Raw genomic sequence first — 19,295 nt, forward strand, 5'->3', positions numbered from 1 at the left:
AGGTCTCTCTCCAGCATCAGCTGCTCTTGTTGGCAGCGATGGAGATGCTCTGGACACCGGCCATGCGGATCTGATCCATGACCTGGACCACCAGACCCGAACGGGATTCGGTATCGGCCTGGATCACCACTGCGCTCTCCGGGTTCTCGGCCCGCAGCCGCTCGATGTTGGCGCGCACGGCACCCACCTCGACGGAACGCTTGTCGACCCAGACCTGACCGTTCTCGCGAACCGCGACCATGATATTCCCCTTCTTCACCGTCTCGGCCGTGCTGGCGCTCGGGCGGTTGATCTCAACCCCGGACTCCTTGACGAACGAGGTGGTGACGATGAAGAAGATCAGCATGATGAACACTATGTCCAGCATGGGGGTCAGATCGATGGCCGCCTCTTCAGCACCGCTGTCGCTGTGACGTTTTCTCATGGCAAAAACTCCTTGCTTAACTGTGCCCCCGGTCGGCGATGCCGTGCCGGGGGAATGCATCCTGCATTAACCGTGTTTCAGGTTGTCTTCCAGCTTCTCGACCGCCAGCTTGGCTTTGTGGTCGAGCTGATTGACAAAAAACAGGCCGGAAAGGGCGGCAATCATGCCCGCCATGGTCGGTACCGTCGCCTTGGAGATGCCCGAGGCCATCGCCCTGGGGGAGCCGGTGCCGGTGATGGCGAGGGTGTCAAACACCTGCACCATGCCGACCACGGTGCCCAGCAGTCCCATCAGCGGACAGAGCGCGATCAACACCTTGATGACCGGCATCCCCTTGTCCACCGCCATGGCGACCCGCGAGACCAGCTCGCGCCGGATCTGCCTGGCAGACCAGGAGAGGTGATCACCGCGGGCCATCCAGCTGGCCTTGGTCTGCTTCACCTGCTGGGGATAGACCGCCATGAAGTAGAACCAGCGCTCCAGCAGCAGGGCCCACATCAGCAGCGTCAGGAAGAACAGGGCGACCAGTACATCGCCCCCCAATCCCAGAAACCGGCGGACCGACTCGACTTCTTCAATCAACCAGAACCACATGGGTGACTCCTTAGGCTGCGGCTTTGGCGGCGTGCAGACGTTCCTGATAACGGGCGACAAAACCGGCGCTCTGCTCTTCCAGTATCTGGATGAGACGACGGCTCTGGGTCTGCACTATGGTGTAGAGGAACAGCATGGGCACCGCGACCACCAGACCCTGCATGGTGGTGACCAGGGCCTCGGAGATGCCGCCCGCCATCAGCTTGGGATCGCCGGTACCGAACAGGGTGATGGCCTGGAAGGTGGCGATCATCCCGACCACGGTCCCCAGCAGACCCAGCAGCGGGGCCACCGAGGCGATCAGCTTGATGATGCTGATACCCTTCTCGAACTTGGGCACGTTGCGCAGGATGATCTCGTCCAGCTTGGATTCCAGATCCTCGATGTTGTCACCGCGATGAGCCTGATAGGCCCCCAGCATCTCGCCGATGGGGTTGCCCTTGACGATCTGATCGGATTTGAGCTGCTTGCGCATGGAGGAGCCGATCATCGACAGACGGGCGCCACAGAACAGGGCCAGCAGGGTACCGAGCACGCCGAGTACCATGATGACGTAGCCCACCTCACCGCCCTGATCGACGCGTTCCTTGAAGGTCGGCGACTGCACCAGCAGGGAGAGGATCACGCCGCGGGACGGATCGATGAAGACCGGCTCGACGGCGCCATTGCCCTGCTCAAACTTGGCGATGGGCTCCAGCACTGCCTTGTCCGGCTGGCGGGGCAGCTGTTCGAACTTGCCGGTCTCCGGCACGAAGGTGAGGTACTTGCCCTCGGAGACGGTGTTGAACTCCCCGATCTGGGTGACCGTCTTCTCGGCCTGATTGCCTTCCCCGTACACCACTGTCCCCTGCATCTGGCTCACCTTGCCCCCATCGACCATGCGGCTGAGGGTGGTGGTCCAGAAGGCGCTCAGATCGTCGCTGGAGGGCAACTCCTTGCTCTCGGCCAGGCGGGTCAGCAGCGCTGCCTGCTCGGGGTGTTCGACCCGGCGGGCGGAGGCGTTGAAGATCCCCTTGAACTCGCCGGCGAACTGGCGCAGCACGCCGAACATCTCGCCCATGTTGCCGGAACGCTGGCGCAGGGTCTCTGTCAGCTCGGTCAGCTGCTTGTCGTTGAGGTCGAAGGTGGCCTTGAGCTGCTCGCCCTTGGCGGTCTCGGCGGCGAGTTCGGCCTTGGCCTTGGCCAGCAGCGCCCCTTGTTCATTCTTGTCGGCCAGGAAGCGGGCCTCCCGCTCCTTGTTGAGTTGGGATTCGCTGGTGCTGGCGGCCTTGACCTGGCTCAGCAGGGCGTTCAGGTCCACCGGTTTCTCGGCGGCGGTCACCGGCAGGGTGATCAGAGTGGCTCCCGCGATCAGGGAGGCAATGGCGAGTTTGATTCCTTTCATGATGCTTTCTCCGCAGTTTGAACCGGCAGCTTGATGAGCGCGGGTGGCGCCTGCTTCTTGGCGATACGCAAGCCCTGTTCTACTGCACTGCGATACTCCTGGGGCAACTCCTCCCACTGACGGGTCTTCTTGTTCCAGATGCCGGTCTCGTTGCCATCCGGGGACTGGTAGAGCAGGGCGATGCGGCCGACGCGCAGGAACTCGTAGGTCTTCTCGGCGCCATCCTTGTCCAGGCTGGCCTTGTAGGCCTCGATGGTGCGGCTGAAGCCCTCCTCGATCTGGTAGGCCTCCAGGATCTTGCGGTACTTCTCGGAGATGGTGACATCGGCCCGGTTCATCAGATCGGTCAGGGCCGCCACGCGGTCCTCCCGCTCAACCTTCTGGAACGGCAGATCCAGGGAGACGAACTGATCGAGGGAGTCGATCATCTTCAGCATCAGGGGGACGACCTCGGTGCTGGTCTGATCGATCTGGGCTATCTGGCGCTGCATCGAGGTCAGCTCGGTGGCCTGGGAGTCGACCATCTTGCCCACCTGCTCGTTGTAGGTGCGCAGGCTGTCGACCTGACGCAGGGCGGCCTTGTACTGCGCCAGGGCAGACTCGGCAGACTCGGCGTAGTTGTCGATCTTCTGCTGGGATACTTTGGAGGCATTGTCGGTGGCGGCTTGAGCGTCCACTGCCTGACCGGCAGAGGCGGCACTCAGGTTGAAGCTGGTCAGCAAGGCAGCCGAAACCAGGCTGCCGAGGAGCGCTTTCTTCATTGTAATAGTCCTTTTTTTCATAGGATTACCCTATCTCCGTAACTTCCTTGGAACGTTGGGCAAAGCCGACCCGAAACGGGCCGGCCTGTCGCTTGCTTGGTGGATTAGAACTTCTGGGCGTAGTCGAGGTAGTAGATGCGACCGTCGATGCTGTAGAGCTCATCGTCATAGGTGAAGCCATCGCTCTCGAGGGACGGGCCCACGTTGAACATGTTCTTCACCCCGACCTGGATCTTGCCGTTCCAGGGCGCATCCACGCCGACGTTCAGGTTCCAGGTGGTCTGGGACGCGATGTGGCCGACTTCCTCACCGGTATCGGCGATGTAGTCCTGGCTCTGGGAATCGATGTAGTTCGCGCTCAGGTAGCTATCCATGTTCCACCACTGGGGCACGTTGACACCGACACCGGAGCTGAAGCGGAACTGTGGCAGACCGTTCTGGCCAATCTTGTCGATGACGGGGCCACCGGCGTACAGACCTTCCTTGTAATCCAGGATGTAGGTGCCGCCCAGGTCATAACGGATGGTGGCGGAGGTCAGGTCGTAGCGGTAATCCAGCTTGAGATCCAGACCGCTGGTGTTCAGATCCCCCAGGTTGACCATGGGGGCGATGGCACTACCTATCTTGCCCTGGCTGTTGCGGGTGATGCTGCTGGAGCTGCCGGTGTTCAGCTCGTCATAGATGAGGGACTGCAGGGAGTTCAGCTGGATCACGTCGGTGATCTTGATGGTGTAGTAGTCCAGGGAGAGGTTCAGGTCATCCACCGGGCTGTAGGCCACGCCGAAGTTCCAGGTGTCCGCGGTCTCTTCCTTCAGCTCCTCGTTGGCGGTGCGGGTGGTGGTGTACTGGCGGTTTGGGCAGTCCGCCGCGGAGATGCCATTGGCCTCGCAGTAGACATAGTCCTTGGCCCAGTCGGCCGACTCCGAGTCTGCCGAATAGAGATCGCTCAGGCTGGGGGCACGGAAGGATCGGGACCAGGAGCCGCGCAGCATCAGGTTGTCCAGCGGCTGGTAACGCAGGCTCGCCTTGGGCGAGAAGGCGCTGCCGAAGTCGCTGTAGTCATCGAAGCGACCGGCCAGGTTCAGCTCGACCTGCTCGGTGATGGGCACCAGCGACTCGATGTAGGCGGCGGTGACATCGCGCACCCCACCGGAGGAGTTGCCAGCTGAACCGATGATGTTGCCCGCTTCTGACTGGGCATCGTACTTGTCGGCATAGACCCAGTCGTTGTACTCGGCGCCCGCATACCAGCTGACCGGCCCGGACGGCAGCTCGCCCATGTCCCACTGTACGCCGGCGTACCACTGGTAGAAGTCCATGGTGGAGCGGCGGCTGACATCGGCAGACATCGCCTTGGTACTGGAGGCATCAAACTCGCCCTTCACGAACTTGCCATCGGCGATGGCCTGCTGGGCGGCGGATTGCAGCACGTAACCTGTGCCGTTCTCCTTGTTGTCGGTCTTGGAGTACATGTAACCGGCGTTCCACTGCATGTCACCCACGGACTCGGTAGTGACAGTGCCTTCGAAGCCGAGGTTCAGGCTGCCGGTCATGTCGGTGACATAGTTGTCACGGGGACCGACGTTGGTGAAGCGGTAGTAGGCGTAGGCGGCCTCACCCAGACCCTGGGTCGCGGCGGCATCCAGGCCGTTGTCGGTGAAGAACTGGGCATTCTTCGGGTTGGAGGGATCGATGGCGAAGGCTCCGGCGGCGGGGGCGAAGCGGCCGAAGCTCTCGACCCGGGAGCCGATGATCTGCGGCACGAAGTCGACGTTGTCGTTGATGTGGTAGCGACCGTTCACATACAGGGTGTCACGGCTGCGGGAGGCGGTGGTGGCCGCGACCTGACCGTAGTTGAAGTTACAGCCGTCCTCGAAGCCGACGAAGGGCTCCTTGCAACTGCCGTCGGCGTTGGTGGCACCCGCCAGCGGACCGTATTTCCAGATGGGATCGCCATTGGCGTCGAGGCCGGTGATCCCCTCCACGTTGCGGCCGTAGGGGCTGGGAGAATCGTTGCCCTGCTTGGCCAGATAATCGCGATCGCGGGCATAGATGACGTCTTTCTTGTCGTGCTCGTAGACCGCCATCAGCGAGCCTTTCTCGCCATTGACGCCGGCCACGACGGAGCCGCTGGCCTCATCGCCGCCCGGCTCGGTCGGTGAGCCGAGACGGCCCTGGAAGGTCAGCCCCTCATAGCCCTCTTTCAGCACCACGTTGATGACACCGCCGATGGCGTCGGAGCCGTAAATGGCCGAGCCGCCATCCAGGTTGACTTCCACCCGCTCAACGGCCGCCATTGGGATGGTGTTCAGGTTGATGGAGGTACCGCCCATGGTGGGGGAGCCCGCCACCCGCTTGCCGTTCAGCAAGACCAGGGTGCGCTCTGAACCCAGGCCGCGCAGGCCGACGGTGGATTGGGACTGGAAGGAGCTGCCGGAAGCCGGGGAGACGCCACCAAAGGAGTTGTAGGAGGCCTGTTTGAGGTAATCGGCGACGGTCTGTTGACCGGATTGCTCGATTTTTGCCTTGGTCACGGAGACGACCGGGGTGGAGCCTTCCACATCGACTCGGGAGATCCGCGAGCCGGTGACCTTGATTTTCTGCAGTTTTTCGACGTTCTGGCCCTCTTCGGCCAGGACAGGGGTGGCCACAACTGCCGCGCTCGCCAAGGCAAACGCTACGGCAGCAGAGAGTCTGCTTTTCCTAAGCATCGCTAGTATCCTTCCTGATTGTTTATTGTTTGCTTCCTTTACCGCCCTCGTTGGAGCGGTGCGTAAGGCTTATCAAGGTTTGATGATTGACGTCAAATGGAGCGGCCAGGATGGGGAAGAGACGGGGGATTAGAAGACTATGTAGGATTTCGGCATATTTTTTGGCGTTTTATTCCGCAATAAATGCGAACAATAATGTAAAGATGTTGTTAATTTTGTCTTTTGCCATTTTATTGATTATTTTTGAACTTATCGATAAGTCGCCTGTCGTAATGTTCTTCATATCGCGTAATGACATTTTCTCAGTATTTAAATCTATATTTTGGCGTGAGGCAGTTTCTGTTCAGGTTTCGTTCTTGGGATATTTCCCTCTTCTTTTGTGGATAAAATGAAAACAGGGTGCGATTGATTTTATCTTTTTGTTTTTATTGGTTTTTTGTTTGATTTATACGACTGTTCAATTAATTTTTTAATATTTAAAAACAAGTTAAATGAGAATGCGTAGCAGTTTTTTATATGGAAGTTGGATTTTTTGGAAAAAAACATCAGTGAGTTATGCTGTTGACGTCACTGACCGTTGACCGGGTTAGTTCTACTTGATTTTTGTTGCAGAGCTTTTACAGTGACCGAGCGGGATTGACTGCCAATACCAGTCAATTCAGTGAGTAATGCCAGGAAGGACAGGTCGGTCACCGGATGTGACTGACCATAAAAGAACAACAAGGACGAGGTTCCACCATGCTGTCGTATTTCCTACGTCGGATGCTTTTGATCATCCCGACGTTTCTCGGTATCACCCTGCTCGTCTTCACCATCACCCGCTTCGTGCCGGGCGGCCCGGTCGAGCGCATGTTGCTGCAGGCGCAGGTATCACAGAACGAGACCGGCCGCTCCAGTGGCAGCAAGGGGGCGCAGGCGCTCTCCGATGAGCAGATCGAGGAGCTCAAGGCCTTTTACGGCCTCGACAAGCCCATGCTGATCGCTTACTGGGAGTGGCTGCAGAAGCTGGCGGTGCTGGATCTCGGGGAGTCGACCCGTTACTACGAGCCGGTGTGGGATCTCATCAAGGACAGGCTACCGGTGACCGCCTTCTTCGGGCTGGCGACCTTCCTGCTGAGTTATGCCGTCTCCATCCCGCTCGGGGTGGCCAAGGCCCTCAGGCACAACAGCCGCTTCGATTCCTTGAGCTCCATGCTCATCTACATGGCCTATGCGCTGCCCGCCTACGTGGTGGGGATCTTCCTCATCACCGTCTTCGCGTTTCATCTGGAGTGGCTGCCCATGGGGGGCTTCCCGGGGGACGACTTCGACTCGATGGAGAGCAGTTGGGATCAGATCCGTACCGTCTTCGCTCACGCCCTGCTGCCACTCATCGCCTATGCCATCGGGGATTTCGCCATCCTCACCATGACCATGAAGAACAGCCTGATGGAGAACCTGTCGGCGGATTACGTGCGTACCGCCGTGGCCAAGGGGCTGCCGTTTCGCAAGGCGGTCACCGACCACGCCATGCGCAACAGCCTGATCCCCATCGCGAGCCACCTGGGATCGGTGCTCACCGTCTTCTTCGGGGGCTCCTTCCTCATCGAGACCATCTTCAACATCGACGGCATCGGCCTGCTCGGCTATGAGGCCATCGTCGAGCGGGATTACCCCACCGTCATGGGCATCCTGGCCATCACCTCCATGCTGATGCTGGTGGGCAATATCGTCTCCGACATCTGCGTTGCCCTGGTCGATCCCCGCGTGCGCTTTGGAGACTGAGCATGAACCTGAATCCGGTAACCCTGAAAAAACTCAAGCGCTTCAAGTCGATCAAGCGCGGCTACTACTCCTTTGTCATCTTTTCGGTCCTGGTGGTCATCTCCCTGCTGGCGGAGCTCCTGGTCAACAGCCGGGCCCTGGCGGTGAGCTATCAGGGAGAGATCTACTTTCCCACCTATGGCGACGTGATCCCGGGCCAGCACTTCGGGCTCGATTACGAGTACGAGACCAACTACCGCCAGTTGCAAGCCAAGCTTGCGCAAGAGGCCAAGGGGGACTGGGTGCTGCTGCCCCTGGTGCCCTGGAATCCCTATGAGCAGGACTTCAAGGAGGAGGCCTACCCGCCCTACGCCCCCAACCTGGCGGAGCGCCACTTCCTCGGCACCGACACCAGCGGTCGCGACGTGCTGGCACGCCTGGTCTACGGCTTTCGCATCGCCATCGGCTTTGCCTTCATCACCCTGGTGGCGAGCTATGTCATCGGGGTCAGCATCGGTTGCATGATGGGCTTTCTCGGCGGCCGGTTTGACCTTGTGTTGCAGCGTTTTATCGAGATCTGGTCTCAGGTGCCGTTTCTCTACGTCATCATGATCCTGGTGTCGCTGGCCAAGCCGAACTTCGGCCTGTTCGTGGGCATCAACGTGCTGTTCGGCTGGATGGGGATCACCTGGTACATGCGCACCCTCACCTACAAGGAGCGGGCGCGGGACTATGTGATGGCGGCGCGGGCGCAAGGGGCGACCACCCGGCGCATCATCTTCAACCATATCCTGCCCAATACCCTGATGATGATCGTCACCCTGGCGCCGTTCGCCGTGGTGGGCAATATCTCCACCCTGACGGCGCTGGACTATCTTGGCTTCGGCCTGGCGCCGCCAACCCCGAGCTGGGGGGAATTGCTCTCCCAGGGGATCAACAACCTGGATGCCATCTGGATCGTGAGCTCCGTGGTGGTGGCAGTGAGCCTGGTGCTGATCATGGTCTCCTTCATCGGCGAGGCGATCCGCGAGGCGTTCGATCCGCGCAAATTTACCCGTTATCAGTGACCCGGGGCACGCCTCATGGCCCTGGGTATCCAACCCTTAATTGAGACGCCCCCGGTGCAGGGGCCAGACTTGGAAGTCAAACATGAAAAATAAAATCAAATGGATAGGTGCGCTTTTTCTGCTGGTGAACGGATCCTGGGTGTGGGCCGCCAGCCTGCCTGCGGATCTCAAGTGGGAGACCAACGACACCGACCCCACCTTCGTCTCCCCCAAGGCGCTGCCCGGTGGCACTCTCAATCTCTTCATCGACAGCTTTCCGCTGACGTTTCGCACCGTGGGGCCCGATTCCAACGGTTCGTTCCGCTCCTTCATCCAGGACAACCAGCTGAGGCTCATCAGCTTCCATCCCAACACTGGCAACCCCATCCCCTCGCTGGCGAGCGCCTGGGCCATCGCGCCGGACAGCCAGACCGTCTACTTCAAGCTGGACCCCCGCGCCAAATGGTCTGACGGCAAGCCGGTCACCGCCGACGACTACACCTTCGGCTACGAGATGATGCGCTCCAAGGACATCAAGGGCCCCTGGTTCAACAACTACTACACCACAGAGGTGGTGGCGGTGGAGAAGGTTGACGATCACACCATCCTGGTGAAGGCAGGCAGCCGCAAGGCCAGGCTGGACCTGCTCAACACCACGGAGCTGTGGCCCCAGCCGAAGCACTACTACAAGATGGGACCGAACTGGGTGAAGCAGTACAACTGGGCCCTGGTGCCGACCACGGGCCCCTATGTGATGAGCGAGGTGAAGAAGGGCAAGTCCATCACCTTCAGCAAGCAGCAGAACTGGTGGGCCCAGAACGATCGTTACAACCAGCACAGATTCAATATCGACCGCATCAAGGTGCAGGTGATCCGCGACCACAACATCGCGTTTCGCCACTTCCTGAAAGGGGAGCTGGACACTTTCGAGATGATCTTGCCCAACTGGTGGCATGAAAAAGCGGTCACCCCGGAATACAAGAAGGGGTACGTGCAGAAGGTGATGGCGATGACCGACACCAAGCAGGGGGGGCAGGGGGTGCACCTCAATGTGGCCAATCCCAAGCTGGCGGACGTGAATGTGCGCCTCGGCATCCAGCACGCCATGAACCTGGACAAGATGATAGCGACCGTGCTGCACGGCGATTATGACAGGGCCACCACCTTTGGTTCGGGCTTTGGCGAATTCACTGACATCAAGCTGCCGGAGCGGGCCTATGACATCACCAAGGCGCGGGAGTACTTCGCCAGGGGCGGCTACAACAAGCCGGGGCCGGACGGCATCTTGCAAAACGACAAGGGGGAGCGGTTGACCCTTGCTCTCACCTACACCAGCCAAGAGCACTCCAAGCGGCTGACCGTACTCAAGGAAGAGGCCAAGAAGGCAGGCCTGGATCTGGAGCTCAACCTGGTGGATGGCGCCACCGGCTTCAAGGTGATGCTGGAGAAGAAGCACGAGGCAGCCTGGCTCGGCTGGGGTGGCGGTGGTCTCTACCCGCAATATTGGGAGTCGTTCCACTCGGCCAACGCCAACAAGCCGCAGACCAACAACCTGTTCAACGTGGCCGACAAGGAGCTGGACGCCCTGATCGATGCCTACAACGTCGAGTTCGACATGACCAAGCGGGCCGAGATCTCCCGTCAGGTCCAGCAGCGCATCTATGATCTCGCCATCTTCGTGCCCGGGGTGCAGCTCAACTACGTGCGGGCCAGCAGCTGGCGTCATGTGATGCTGCCGGAGGTGCCCGCCACCCGTAACACACCGGATCTGCTCTATTGGCCCATGGATGGCTACCCCCACAGCAGTGGCGGCCTGCTCTGGATCGATCCCAAGGTGCAGGAAGAGACCCGTAAGGCCAAGGACGCGGGTGAAGCGCTTGCGCCCATCACCCTGATCGACAAGACCTATGCGCATCATTGAGAAGGGGGAGGCGATGGCAGAGACACAGGCTCCCATCCTCGACGTTCGAGAGAATGGGGGGAAGTTCACCGCTGATGGCGGCCAGGGTATGGTCCCCATCCTGGAGGTTAGCGATCTCGAGGTGGAGTTCGCGGTCGATGACGGCAAGATAAAGGTGCTCGACGGGGTCAGCTTCAAGGTAGCCCCGGGCCAGACCCTGGGGATCGTCGGCGAGTCCGGCTGCGGCAAGAGCGTTACCTCGCTGGCCATCATGGGGCTGTTGCCGAGGCCCCACGGTCAGGTGGTGGCGGGTTCCATCCGCTTTCAGGGGGAGGAGCTGCTCACTCTGGCACCGGATCAGATGTACAAGGTGCGCGGCAACCGCATCTCGATGATCTTCCAGGAGCCGATGACGGCGCTCAACCCGGTGCAGACCGTGGGGGATCAGCTGATGGAGGTGTTCAGCCTGCACAGGCCCGATTTCAGCAAGGCCCAGCGCAAGGAGGCCGCCATCGCCATGCTGCAGAAGGTGGGGATCCCGGAGCCGGCCCAGCGTTTTGCCGTCTATCCCCACAATCTCTCCGGCGGTATGCGCCAGCGGGTGATGATCGCCATGGCGCTCGCCTGCGAGCCGGATTTGCTCATCTGCGACGAGCCAACTACGGCGCTGGATGTCACCATCCAGGCCCAGATCCTGGATCTGATGAAGGCGCTGCAGGCCCAGACCGGCATGGCCATCATCTTCATCACCCATGATCTCGGGGTGGTGGCCGAGCTGTGTGACGAGGTGGTGGTGATGTATGCGGGCCGCGCCGTGGAGCGGGCCGACATCTTCGAGCTGTTTGACCACCCGCGCCATCCCTATACTCATGGTCTGATGGCCTCGATCCCGCGCCTCGAAGATGTGCCCAAGAGCCTGCTCAAGACCATCAAGGGCCAGGTGCCCGCCCTGCACGAGATGCCAGCGGGCTGCCGCTTCTCCAACCGTTGCCCCCACGCCACCGAGCTGTGCGTGAGGGTCATCCCGGCGACCGAGCAGCTGACCGAGCGACACGGGGTCGCCTGCCATCACTGGAAGGAGTTGATATGACTGCGTTGTTGTCTGTGCGGGATCTGAAGCAGCACTTCCAGCTCGGCGGTGGCTTCCTTCGCAAGAAATACACCGTCTATGCGGTGGACGGCATCAGCTTCGATCTGAAGCAGGGCGAGACCCTGGGGCTGGTGGGAGAGTCGGGCTGCGGCAAGTCCACCCTGGGTCGCTCCCTGCTCAAGCTGTTTGAGCCGACGGCGGGCCAGATCAGCTTCGAGGGGCGGGACATCACCAAGTTGTCCGCCCGGGAGATGCGCTCCCTGCGCCAGGAGATGCAGATCGTATTCCAGGATCCTGCAGAATCCCTCAACAGTCGCCACACGGTCGGCCAGATCCTGGAGGAGCCCTTCATCATCCACGGCAAAGGCAGCACTGAGCAGCGGCGCGAGTGGGTGCTGGAGCTGCTGGACAAGGTCGGTCTGCCGAAGAGTGCAGTGGATCGCTACCCCCACGAGTTTTCGGGGGGCCAGCGCCAGCGCATCGGCATCGCCAGGGCCATCGCCCTCAAGCCCAAGCTGCTGGTGTGTGACGAGGCGGTGTCGGCGCTGGACGTGTCGGTGCAGTCCCAGATAGTCAACCTGCTGCTCAGCCTGCAGCGGGAGATGAACCTGGCCATCATCTTCATCGCCCACGATCTGTCGGTGGTAAAGCACATCTCGGATCGGATCGCCGTCATGTATCTTGGTCGGATCGTCGAGCTGGCGGAGGCGCAGCAACTCTATCTGCACCCGCGCCACCCCTATACCCAGGCGCTCATCTCGGCTATTCCGGTGCCGGATCCCCGCCGTCGCAACCAGCGTATCCTGCTGACCGGCGATGTGCCGTCCCCCATCTCGCCCCCCAGCGGCTGCCATTTTCACCAACGCTGCCCCTATGCCACCGAGCTGTGTCACGGCACCTCGCCTGAGCTGCGGATCTGCGATGGTGTTGCCCATCAGGTGGCCTGTCATTTCCCCCTGCCGGTGACGGAGGCGGTGCCCTTGGGAAAGGCGATATGATGCCGGTGCCTGCATCGCAACCAGATGGCACGGGAGAGGAGAAATAAAAAATGGGGCCCGTGGGCCCCATCTTCATGGTTGTGGCGTTCAGGTTTGGCCGTGGAACATCTGGCCCGGGCAGGACAGCTCCCCTGAGGGGATGGCTGTTGTGTGGATTGCGTTATTTTGTAATTTTACTACTTTCTCTTCCGGCCAGACTCTATCAGGCGCCATAACGGAAGTAATATTGACGGGTTGAAGGTGCATAGGTGTCTTTCTCTTCTGCGCCCTTCTTGCTGGTTGCACCCTTAAGGTGGAACAGTACTGCCAGATTCTCAAACATATATTCACCTCATCGCTCTGTTATCTCATTGTTGTATGTGACATGGGTCACAATTCGATCCTATGGCCTAATGTGAGCTGGATCAACTTTTTGTGTAGTAAATTTACATAACTCATGGAAAGGGTTTTCAAATCCAGCGCCGCTTATGGAGACGGTTTCATGGAGCCGGGAGCGGTTGTCGTGGGGTATGAGAGGCGAGATTGAGGCGGGGGATGAGGAGAAGGAGGCAATAAAATGCCCCGCACCGGGCGGGGCATGAATGGCTGCGATGATGCGCCTTACTTGGCCGGGATCTGCTCCAGCACGTGCACCAGCAACTGCCAGAAACGCTCGACCGCCGGGATGTGCACCTTCTCGTCAGGGGAGTGGGCGCCGCGGATGGTCGGGCCGAAGGAGACCATGTCCCAATCCGGGTAGGCGCTCTTGAACAGGCCGCACTCCAGACCGGCGTGGATCACCATGACGTTGGGCATCTCGCCGAACAGGGTCTGGTAGCTGTTGCGTACCAGCGCCATCACGGGAGAGTCGACGTTCGGTGCCCAGCCCGGGTAGGCGCCGGTGAATTCGCAGCTGGCGCCGGCCAGTTTGAACAGGGAGCTGGTCATCTGCTCGACGTTCTCGCGACCGGAGTCGATGAGGGAGCGGATCAGGCACTGCACGTAGACTTCGCCCTCGAGGGTCTTGATGACGCCGAGGTTGGTGGAGGTCTCGGTGACGCCCGGGATGGCGTCGCTCATGCGGATGACGCCGTTCGGGCAGGCCATCAGGGAGTCCAGCAGGCGGGCCTGCAGGGACTCGCTCAGCAGCTTGGCCGGCTTGTCCTGGGCATTGAGCAGCAGGGTCAGGTTGGCCTCGGTGGCGGCCAGCTCGCTCTGATAGATGCCGGCATAGCGGTCGACCAGGGCCTTGAACTCATTGACGCTGGCGGTGGGCACCAGCAGCTTGGCGCGGGCCTCACGGGGGATGGCGTTGCGCAGGGTGCCGCCGCTTATCTCGGCAAGGCGCACTCCCAGCGGCTCGGCGGCCTTGAGCAGGCGCACCAGCAGCTTGTTGGCGTTGCCACGACCGCGGTGGATGTCGACCCCGGAGTGACCGCCACGCAGCCCCTTCACCTGCAGCTCGAAGCCTTCACCCTCGGTGGCGGCAACCAGCTCCAGCGGGAAGCGGATATTGGCATCCACCCCACCGGCGCAGCCCATGTAGACCTCGCCATCCTCCTCGGAGTCGGTGTTGAGCAGGATCTCGCCTTCCAGCCAACCCGCTTCCAGCCCGAAGGCGCCGGTCATGCCGGTCTCTTCGTCGGTGGTCAGCAGCACTTCCAGCGGGCCGTGCTTGATGGTCTTGTCGGCCAGCACGGCCAGACAGCCGGCCATACCCATGCCGTTGTCGGCGCCGAGGGTGGTACCGCGGGCGGTGACCCAGTCGCCATCTATGTAGGCATCGATGGGATCGGTTGCGAAGTCATGCTGGGTATCGGCATTGGCCTGGGGCACCATGTCGATGTGGGCCTGCAGCACCACGGCCTTGCGGTTTTCCATGCCCGGCGTGGCCGGCTTCTTGATGATGATGTTGCCCACGGCGTCTTGCTTGACCGCCAGGCCTTCCCCCTGGGCCCACTGCACTATCCAGGCGCTCAACTTGGCCTCGTGCTTGGAGGGATGGGGGATGGAGCAGATCTGCTCGAAGAACTGCCAAATCAATTGGGGAGAGAGAGAACTAAGCTGTGCCACGTCAGGACTCCTTACCAGCACGGAAAATGACCGGGCCCAGAGGGCCGGGGAAGAGGGCTACGATAATACAGCCAATCACACAAAAATGTGAGCGAACAGCGCAAATAGCGGTCTGCTTGTGCTGATAAAGGCACCATAAATGGCGGACATGCCTGCATTATCGAGATGAACCAGCACAACCTTGTTTTTGTGATGGACGTCACAAAAATATTGTATTTTCGGCGCCGGGTGGTAAATTAACCGCCGTGGGTCAACCACTTGTCAGGATGACAACGAATGCCTCCAGGGAACCGAAGCAAAGCAAGTGCGCCTCCACGGAACCGAGTGTCTGTTCAAGGATCTGAACCCGCATAAAGGTACGTAACTTGTTAAGCAATCAGGAGTTTTAAATATGTCAGGCAGCAATTCAACCTATTGGTTTGCCCAGTCTCTCTATACCCAGGGTTTCAACTATCCGAATCCCTACGCCAGCCGTCGTTAAGGCGGGTCCTCAGCCAGGCTGACGACCGAATCGACAAACAGCAGGTGTGTGAGGTCTTAATCCTCCCCCTGCTATTTTTTTACCTGAAATTCGGGGTTTACTCCTCGAATGAGTAGCATTCTGGCCGCGGCTGATCGCCAGATGGGGGCCGACGGGGTGGGAGATGACCGACTTTTCCTGTTTTTCGCATACGTTTGCCAGTCATTTTATCCGCAAACGATGCTATCATACCGCCCCAACAGCCGGTCTGCGGTCTTCATTCCGATCGCGATGACCGCCAGCTATGCCCGTCCTGCTTCCATTGCATCAGTGTCTGCTGCCGAGGGTTTATCCCCAGGCAGTCAAAGTGCAAGCCAAATTCGGTGGGAAGGGGCACCAGAATTTACTGAATATCGTGTGTCAGCACGAATTTTTACGTCTTAAGTAATTGTTTTATATAACTCTTCGAGATCGATAACATGCCAAAAAAATTCTACGTGTCGTGGGACAACCTGCAACGTGAAGCGCGCCGTCTGGCCCGTCGTCAGCTGCCTGTCAGCCAGTGGAAGGGGATCATCGCGGTCAGCCGTGGTGGTCTGGTGCCTGCCGCGCTGATGGCCCGTGAACTTGGCATTCGCAATGTCGAAACCCTCTGCATCTCCAGCTATGACCACAACAACCAGCGTGAGCTGGTGGTCGTCAAGGGCGCCACTACCGCCGGTGACGGCGAAGGCTGGCTGGTGGTGGATGATCTGGTGGATACCGGTGGCACCGCCAAGGCGATCCGTGACCTCTATCCCAAGGCCAAGTTCATCACCATCTTCGCCAAGCCGATGGGCGAGCCGCTGGTGGATGACTTCGAAGTTGCCATCCCGCAGGATACCTGGATTGAGCAGCCATGGGACATGGCGCTGGAATTCGCCAATCCGATCTGCGACGAAGAGTAAGAGCCACACCGTATCCGGGAAAGGGGCCGCCTTGATGGCTGCCGCTTTGCTCGCGATGAGGTGAAAAGGTTTCAAAGGGCCCCTGTTTGGGGCCCTGTTCTTTTATGCTATGGCTGCCCGGTGCGAAAAGTGGTTAAGATGGGCCATTGCCTGAGACAGAAGAGCCACGATTTTGGAACCAAACAACGATACCAACCTGACGGAAAAGCTATTCACCCGGATCAAAAAGGTATTGGAGACCTCCGAGATATCCAACTCCAGTCCGGTAGAAGAGCAGGACAGCTCCTTGGCCGAGAGCTTTATCGACGGCGCCCTCTCGCCCCACTGGTACCGCTTGCTGCGCCGGCCGGCCTGGGCCTGGCAGGGGGCCAACCCGGTCGAAGTGGAGCAGACCCTTGCCTGTATCGCCATGGGGCAGGGCGAGCGCAGCCACGAGCGCTATCTGGATACCATCAAGGGCTATGTGCCCGGCAACTGGGTCTATGAGTGGAGCCAGCTGGCTGGCCGCTACTTCAATCAGGGGCGCGAGCTGGTGACCCAGGGCGACACGGCCGGCGCCTTGAAGAACCTGCTCAAGGCGGTGCGTTACTATTCCATCGCCAGCTATCCCCATCTGAAGAATGACGAGCTGGCGGATCAGGCCCAGTTGCTTGGCAACATGGCGTACCGCGAGGCGGGCCGGCTGTTCAAGGTGCCGCTCAAGGAGCTGCTGGTGCCGTTCCGGGGCAAGACCATCCAGGGCTATCTGCACCTGCCCACCACCGACAAGCCTGTGCCCCTGGTCATCGTCAGCGGCGGCATCGACTCGCTGCAGGTCGATTTTCTCAACTTCTATTTCAAGTGCCTCGAGCCCCACGGCATCGGCATGCTGTCGCTGGACATGCCGGGCATCGGCTACGCCGAGCACTGGCCGCTGGTGCAGGACACCAGCCGCCTGCATCAGGCGGTGCTCAATCACCTCTCCGAGGTGGCCTGGGTCGATCACCAGCGGATCGCCATGGTGGGATTCCGTCTGGCGGGCAATGTGGCGGCGCGGCTGGCCTTCGTCGAGCCGTTCAAGCTCAGGACAGTGGTCTGCATCGGCGCCGGCATCAATCAGGTATTTACCAATCAGGAGATGTTTGCCCGTTGCCCGCGCATGATGCGTGATGGCCTGGCGAACCGGCTGGGCGCCGATGCGGCGCAGTGGGATCTGTTGCGCACCAAGTGCCAGGTCTTTTCCCTCAAGACCCAGGGTCTGCTGGGGAGCCGCACCTCGGTGCCGATCTTGAGCATCGGCCACAAGCGAGATTTCATTTGCCCGGAGCAGGATGTGCGGGCCCTGGCTGCCGCCAGCCGTAATGGCAAGGCGGTGGTCTTCGACAAACAGCCTCTGCTTGAGGTGTACGACGCGGCGCTGAAAGAGACGGTTGACTGGCTCAAACAGCATTTATGTACATGATACAGAAGTAAAAATGTAACATCATCGCGTGATGATATGGCTTGTTCAACAGGGAGGTTAGCATGTCGGAAAGAGTGACCTACAAGCGATTGCTGCGGCAATTCGCGGCCATTGGCCCCTATTTACGGGAAGACCTGTGTGAGGAGGGGCGTTATCGTTTCGACTGCCTCTCCGTCTGCATCAGCGCCAAGCCGGCGCCGGACAAGCGGGAATTCTGGGGCTGGTGGCTGGTGCTGGAGCAGCAGGATCACAGCTTCAGCTATCACTACCAGTTCGGCTTCTACAACGCGGACGGGGAGTGGCTCAACAAGCCGCTGCCCAAGAAGCACCAGGTCGAAGTCGAGCGCACCCTCAACCACTTCTACAAGCTCATCAGCGCCAAGCTGACGGCACTAGAGTGCCAGCTGACCCCTGCCGAGCAGGTGACCAACGAGCTGAGCGTGACCGCCGCCTGATCTGCCGCGGCCCTGCGGGCCTTGACTCGCAGGGCCCCTTCCTTTTCAACGGCGTTTAATTGCCTTGCAGGGCTGCGGGGCCGTGGGTATAAAGGATCCCTTACTTTTTTAACCTCTTTGTTCCCATGGAAAACAGAACCATAGTCGTCAAACTGGGCACCAGCGTGCTCACCGGGGGATCTGCCCGGCTCAACCGTGCCCATATGGTGGAGCTGGTCAGACAGTGTGCGGCGCTGCACCGTCACGGCCATCGCGTCGTGGTAGTCACCTCGGGGGCCATCGCCGCCGGGCGTGAGCATCTGGGCCATCCCCCGCTGGCGCCGACCCTGCCCAACAAGCAGATGCTGGCGGCGGTCGGTCAGACCCAGCTCATCCGGGTGTGGCAGGACCTGTTCAACCTCTACGGGCTGCACATCGGCCAGATGCTGCTGACCCGTGCCGATCTGGAGGACAGGGAGCGCTACCTCAATGCCCGCGATACCCTGCGTACCCTGCTGGATCATCACATCATCCCGGTCATCAACGAGAACGATGCGGTGGCGACCGCCGAGATCAAGGTGGGGGACAACGACAACCTCTCCGCCCGCGCCGCCATCCTGGCGGATGCCGACCTGCTGATCCTGCTGACTGATCAGAAGGGGCTCTTCACCGCCGATCCGCGTACCAACCCCGATGCCCAGCTCATCGAAGAGGTGCAGACCATAGACGACACCCTGCGCAAGCTGGCGGGGGACAGCGTCAGCGGCCTCGGCACCGGTGGCATGGCGACCAAGCTGCAGGCGGCCGACGTGGCGCGCCGGGCCGGCGTCAAGGTGGTGATCGCCACCGGCCAGATCCCCGAGGTGATAGGTCGCCTCGCCAAGGGCGAGCGGGTCGGCACCCTGTTCCCGGCGCTGGCCTCGCCGCTGGAAGGGCGCAAGAGCTGGATCCTGGCAGGCCCTCCCCCTCATGGCGAGGTCCAGGTGGATCAGGGCGCCGTCGCCGCCATGCAGGACAAGGGCTCCAGCCTGCTGCCCAAGGGCATCATAGCGGTGAGGGGCGATTTCGTGCGGGGCGACGTGGTGCGCATCCTGGATCCGAAGGGGCGCGAGCTGGCGCGCGGCATCTGCCGCTACGATCACCTGGAGCTGGACAAGTTGCGTGGCGTGCACTCGGATCAGATAGAGCAGGTACTGGGCTACGGCTACGGCGCGGTGGCCATCCACAGAGACGACATGGTGCTGCTGTAAGGCGGCCGGATCAGATAAAACTGGTGTAGGGTCATGGCCAGGGTGCCGTGACCATTCACA

General features: G+C 60.4%; 15 protein-coding genes. 9 read left to right on the forward strand and 6 right to left on the reverse strand.

Features of this window, described 5'->3' with window-relative positions; genetic code table 11:
• Nucleotides 1-16 precede the first annotated feature (16 nt).
• The 5 genes from EL255_RS04450 to EL255_RS04470 all read right to left on the reverse strand — a co-directional run bounded on the left by EL255_RS04450 (nt 17) and on the right by EL255_RS04470 (nt 5,874).
• Nucleotides 17-424: an ExbD/TolR family protein gene (locus tag EL255_RS04450; protein ID WP_042651690.1), complete on the reverse strand. Its 408-nt coding sequence runs from the start codon at nt 422-424 to the stop codon at nt 17-19.
• Nucleotides 425-490: 66 nt separating this feature from the next.
• A complete protein-coding gene (locus EL255_RS04455; protein ID WP_042651691.1) occupies nt 491-1,018 on the reverse strand; it encodes a MotA/TolQ/ExbB proton channel family protein in 528 nt (175 codons plus the stop codon).
• 10 nt (nt 1,019-1,028) lie between these two features.
• The gene (locus tag EL255_RS04460) at nt 1,029-2,402 is read right to left on the reverse strand and encodes a MotA/TolQ/ExbB proton channel family protein (protein WP_042651692.1); all 1,374 of its coding nucleotides are present in this window, start codon (nt 2,400-2,402) and stop codon (nt 1,029-1,031) included.
• Nucleotides 2,399-3,163: a DUF3450 domain-containing protein gene (locus EL255_RS04465; protein WP_042651693.1), complete on the reverse strand. Its 765-nt coding sequence runs from the start codon at nt 3,161-3,163 to the stop codon at nt 2,399-2,401. Before EL255_RS04465 ends, EL255_RS04460 begins: the two co-directional genes overlap by 4 nt.
• Nucleotides 3,164-3,267: 104 nt before the next feature.
• Nucleotides 3,268-5,874 (reverse strand): TonB-dependent receptor plug domain-containing protein, encoded by a 2,607-nt coding sequence (locus EL255_RS04470; RefSeq protein WP_042651694.1) that lies wholly within the window; start codon nt 5,872-5,874, stop codon nt 3,268-3,270.
• A gap of 738 nt (nt 5,875-6,612) precedes the next feature.
• Here EL255_RS04470 and EL255_RS04475 point away from each other — a divergent pair.
• From EL255_RS04475 to EL255_RS04495, 5 genes are all read left to right on the forward strand, one after another.
• Complete coding sequence (locus tag EL255_RS04475) at nt 6,613-7,638, forward strand: ABC transporter permease subunit (protein WP_041205130.1); 1,026 nt, start codon at nt 6,613-6,615, stop codon at nt 7,636-7,638.
• Nucleotides 7,639-7,640: 2 nt separating this feature from the next.
• Nucleotides 7,641-8,684, forward strand: a complete 1,044-nt coding sequence (locus EL255_RS04480) for an ABC transporter permease (RefSeq protein ID WP_042649866.1) — start codon at nt 7,641-7,643, stop codon at nt 8,682-8,684.
• A gap of 82 nt (nt 8,685-8,766) precedes the next feature.
• Nucleotides 8,767-10,584, forward strand: a complete 1,818-nt coding sequence (locus EL255_RS04485; RefSeq protein WP_042651695.1) for an extracellular solute-binding protein — start codon at nt 8,767-8,769, stop codon at nt 10,582-10,584.
• Between the two features lie 13 nt (nt 10,585-10,597).
• Nucleotides 10,598-11,653, forward strand: coding sequence for an ABC transporter ATP-binding protein (locus EL255_RS04490; protein WP_042651753.1), 1,056 nt, complete (start codon nt 10,598-10,600; stop codon nt 11,651-11,653).
• Nucleotides 11,650-12,651 carry an ABC transporter ATP-binding protein gene (locus tag EL255_RS04495; RefSeq protein ID WP_042651696.1) on the forward strand — a complete coding sequence of 334 codons (1,002 nt, stop codon included), beginning with the start codon at nt 11,650-11,652 and terminating at the stop codon, nt 12,649-12,651. Before EL255_RS04490 ends, EL255_RS04495 begins: the two co-directional genes overlap by 4 nt.
• 600 nt (nt 12,652-13,251) lie before the next feature.
• On the opposite strand, the gene EL255_RS04505 is transcribed toward EL255_RS04495, so the two are convergent.
• The gene (locus EL255_RS04505) at nt 13,252-14,703 is read right to left on the reverse strand and encodes an aminoacyl-histidine dipeptidase (protein ID WP_042651697.1); all 1,452 of its coding nucleotides are present in this window, start codon (nt 14,701-14,703) and stop codon (nt 13,252-13,254) included.
• Nucleotides 14,704-15,642: 939 nt separating this feature from the next.
• Here EL255_RS04505 and gpt point away from each other — a divergent pair.
• From gpt to proB, 4 genes are all read left to right on the forward strand, one after another.
• Nucleotides 15,643-16,110, forward strand: coding sequence for a xanthine phosphoribosyltransferase (gene gpt, locus EL255_RS04520; RefSeq protein ID WP_042651699.1), 468 nt, complete (start codon nt 15,643-15,645; stop codon nt 16,108-16,110).
• Between the two features lie 172 nt (nt 16,111-16,282).
• Nucleotides 16,283-17,551, forward strand: a complete 1,269-nt coding sequence (frsA, locus tag EL255_RS04525) for an esterase FrsA (RefSeq protein ID WP_042651700.1) — start codon at nt 16,283-16,285, stop codon at nt 17,549-17,551.
• A gap of 62 nt (nt 17,552-17,613) precedes the next feature.
• A complete protein-coding gene (crl, locus tag EL255_RS04530; RefSeq protein WP_042651701.1) occupies nt 17,614-18,006 on the forward strand; it encodes a sigma factor-binding protein Crl in 393 nt (130 codons plus the stop codon).
• A gap of 125 nt (nt 18,007-18,131) precedes the next feature.
• Complete coding sequence (gene proB / locus EL255_RS04535; RefSeq protein WP_042651702.1) at nt 18,132-19,235, forward strand: glutamate 5-kinase; 1,104 nt, start codon at nt 18,132-18,134, stop codon at nt 19,233-19,235.
• Nucleotides 19,236-19,295 lie beyond the last annotated feature (60 nt).

The organism is Aeromonas encheleia, assembly GCF_900637545.1.
In the GTDB taxonomy this organism is placed as follows: domain Bacteria; phylum Pseudomonadota; class Gammaproteobacteria; order Enterobacterales; family Aeromonadaceae; genus Aeromonas; species Aeromonas encheleia.

What these genes read in the sequence shown, in the direction of transcription:
- EL255_RS04490 (WP_042651753.1), top strand. Translation starts at nt 10,598, where the DNA reads ATGGCAGAGACACAGGCTCCCATCCTCGACGTTCGAGAGAATGGGGGG.
- EL255_RS04485 (WP_042651695.1), top strand. Translation starts at nt 8,767, where the DNA reads ATGAAAAATAAAATCAAATGGATAGGTGCGCTTTTTCTGCTGGTGAAC.
- EL255_RS04480 (WP_042649866.1), top strand. Translation starts at nt 7,641, where the DNA reads ATGAACCTGAATCCGGTAACCCTGAAAAAACTCAAGCGCTTCAAGTCG.
- EL255_RS04470 (WP_042651694.1), bottom strand. Translation starts at nt 5,874, where the DNA reads ATGCTTAGGAAAAGCAGACTCTCTGCTGCCGTAGCGTTTGCCTTGGCG.
- EL255_RS04460 (WP_042651692.1), bottom strand. Translation starts at nt 2,402, where the DNA reads ATGAAAGGAATCAAACTCGCCATTGCCTCCCTGATCGCGGGAGCCACT.
- EL255_RS04475 (WP_041205130.1), top strand. Translation starts at nt 6,613, where the DNA reads ATGCTGTCGTATTTCCTACGTCGGATGCTTTTGATCATCCCGACGTTT.
- EL255_RS04495 (WP_042651696.1), top strand. Translation starts at nt 11,650, where the DNA reads ATGACTGCGTTGTTGTCTGTGCGGGATCTGAAGCAGCACTTCCAGCTC.
- EL255_RS04465 (WP_042651693.1), bottom strand. Translation starts at nt 3,163, where the DNA reads ATGAAGAAAGCGCTCCTCGGCAGCCTGGTTTCGGCTGCCTTGCTGACC.
- proB (WP_042651702.1), top strand. Translation starts at nt 18,132, where the DNA reads ATGGAAAACAGAACCATAGTCGTCAAACTGGGCACCAGCGTGCTCACC.
- EL255_RS04450 (WP_042651690.1), bottom strand. Translation starts at nt 424, where the DNA reads ATGAGAAAACGTCACAGCGACAGCGGTGCTGAAGAGGCGGCCATCGAT.
- gpt (WP_042651699.1), top strand. Translation starts at nt 15,643, where the DNA reads ATGCCAAAAAAATTCTACGTGTCGTGGGACAACCTGCAACGTGAAGCG.
- crl (WP_042651701.1), top strand. Translation starts at nt 17,614, where the DNA reads ATGTCGGAAAGAGTGACCTACAAGCGATTGCTGCGGCAATTCGCGGCC.
- EL255_RS04455 (WP_042651691.1), bottom strand. Translation starts at nt 1,018, where the DNA reads ATGTGGTTCTGGTTGATTGAAGAAGTCGAGTCGGTCCGCCGGTTTCTG.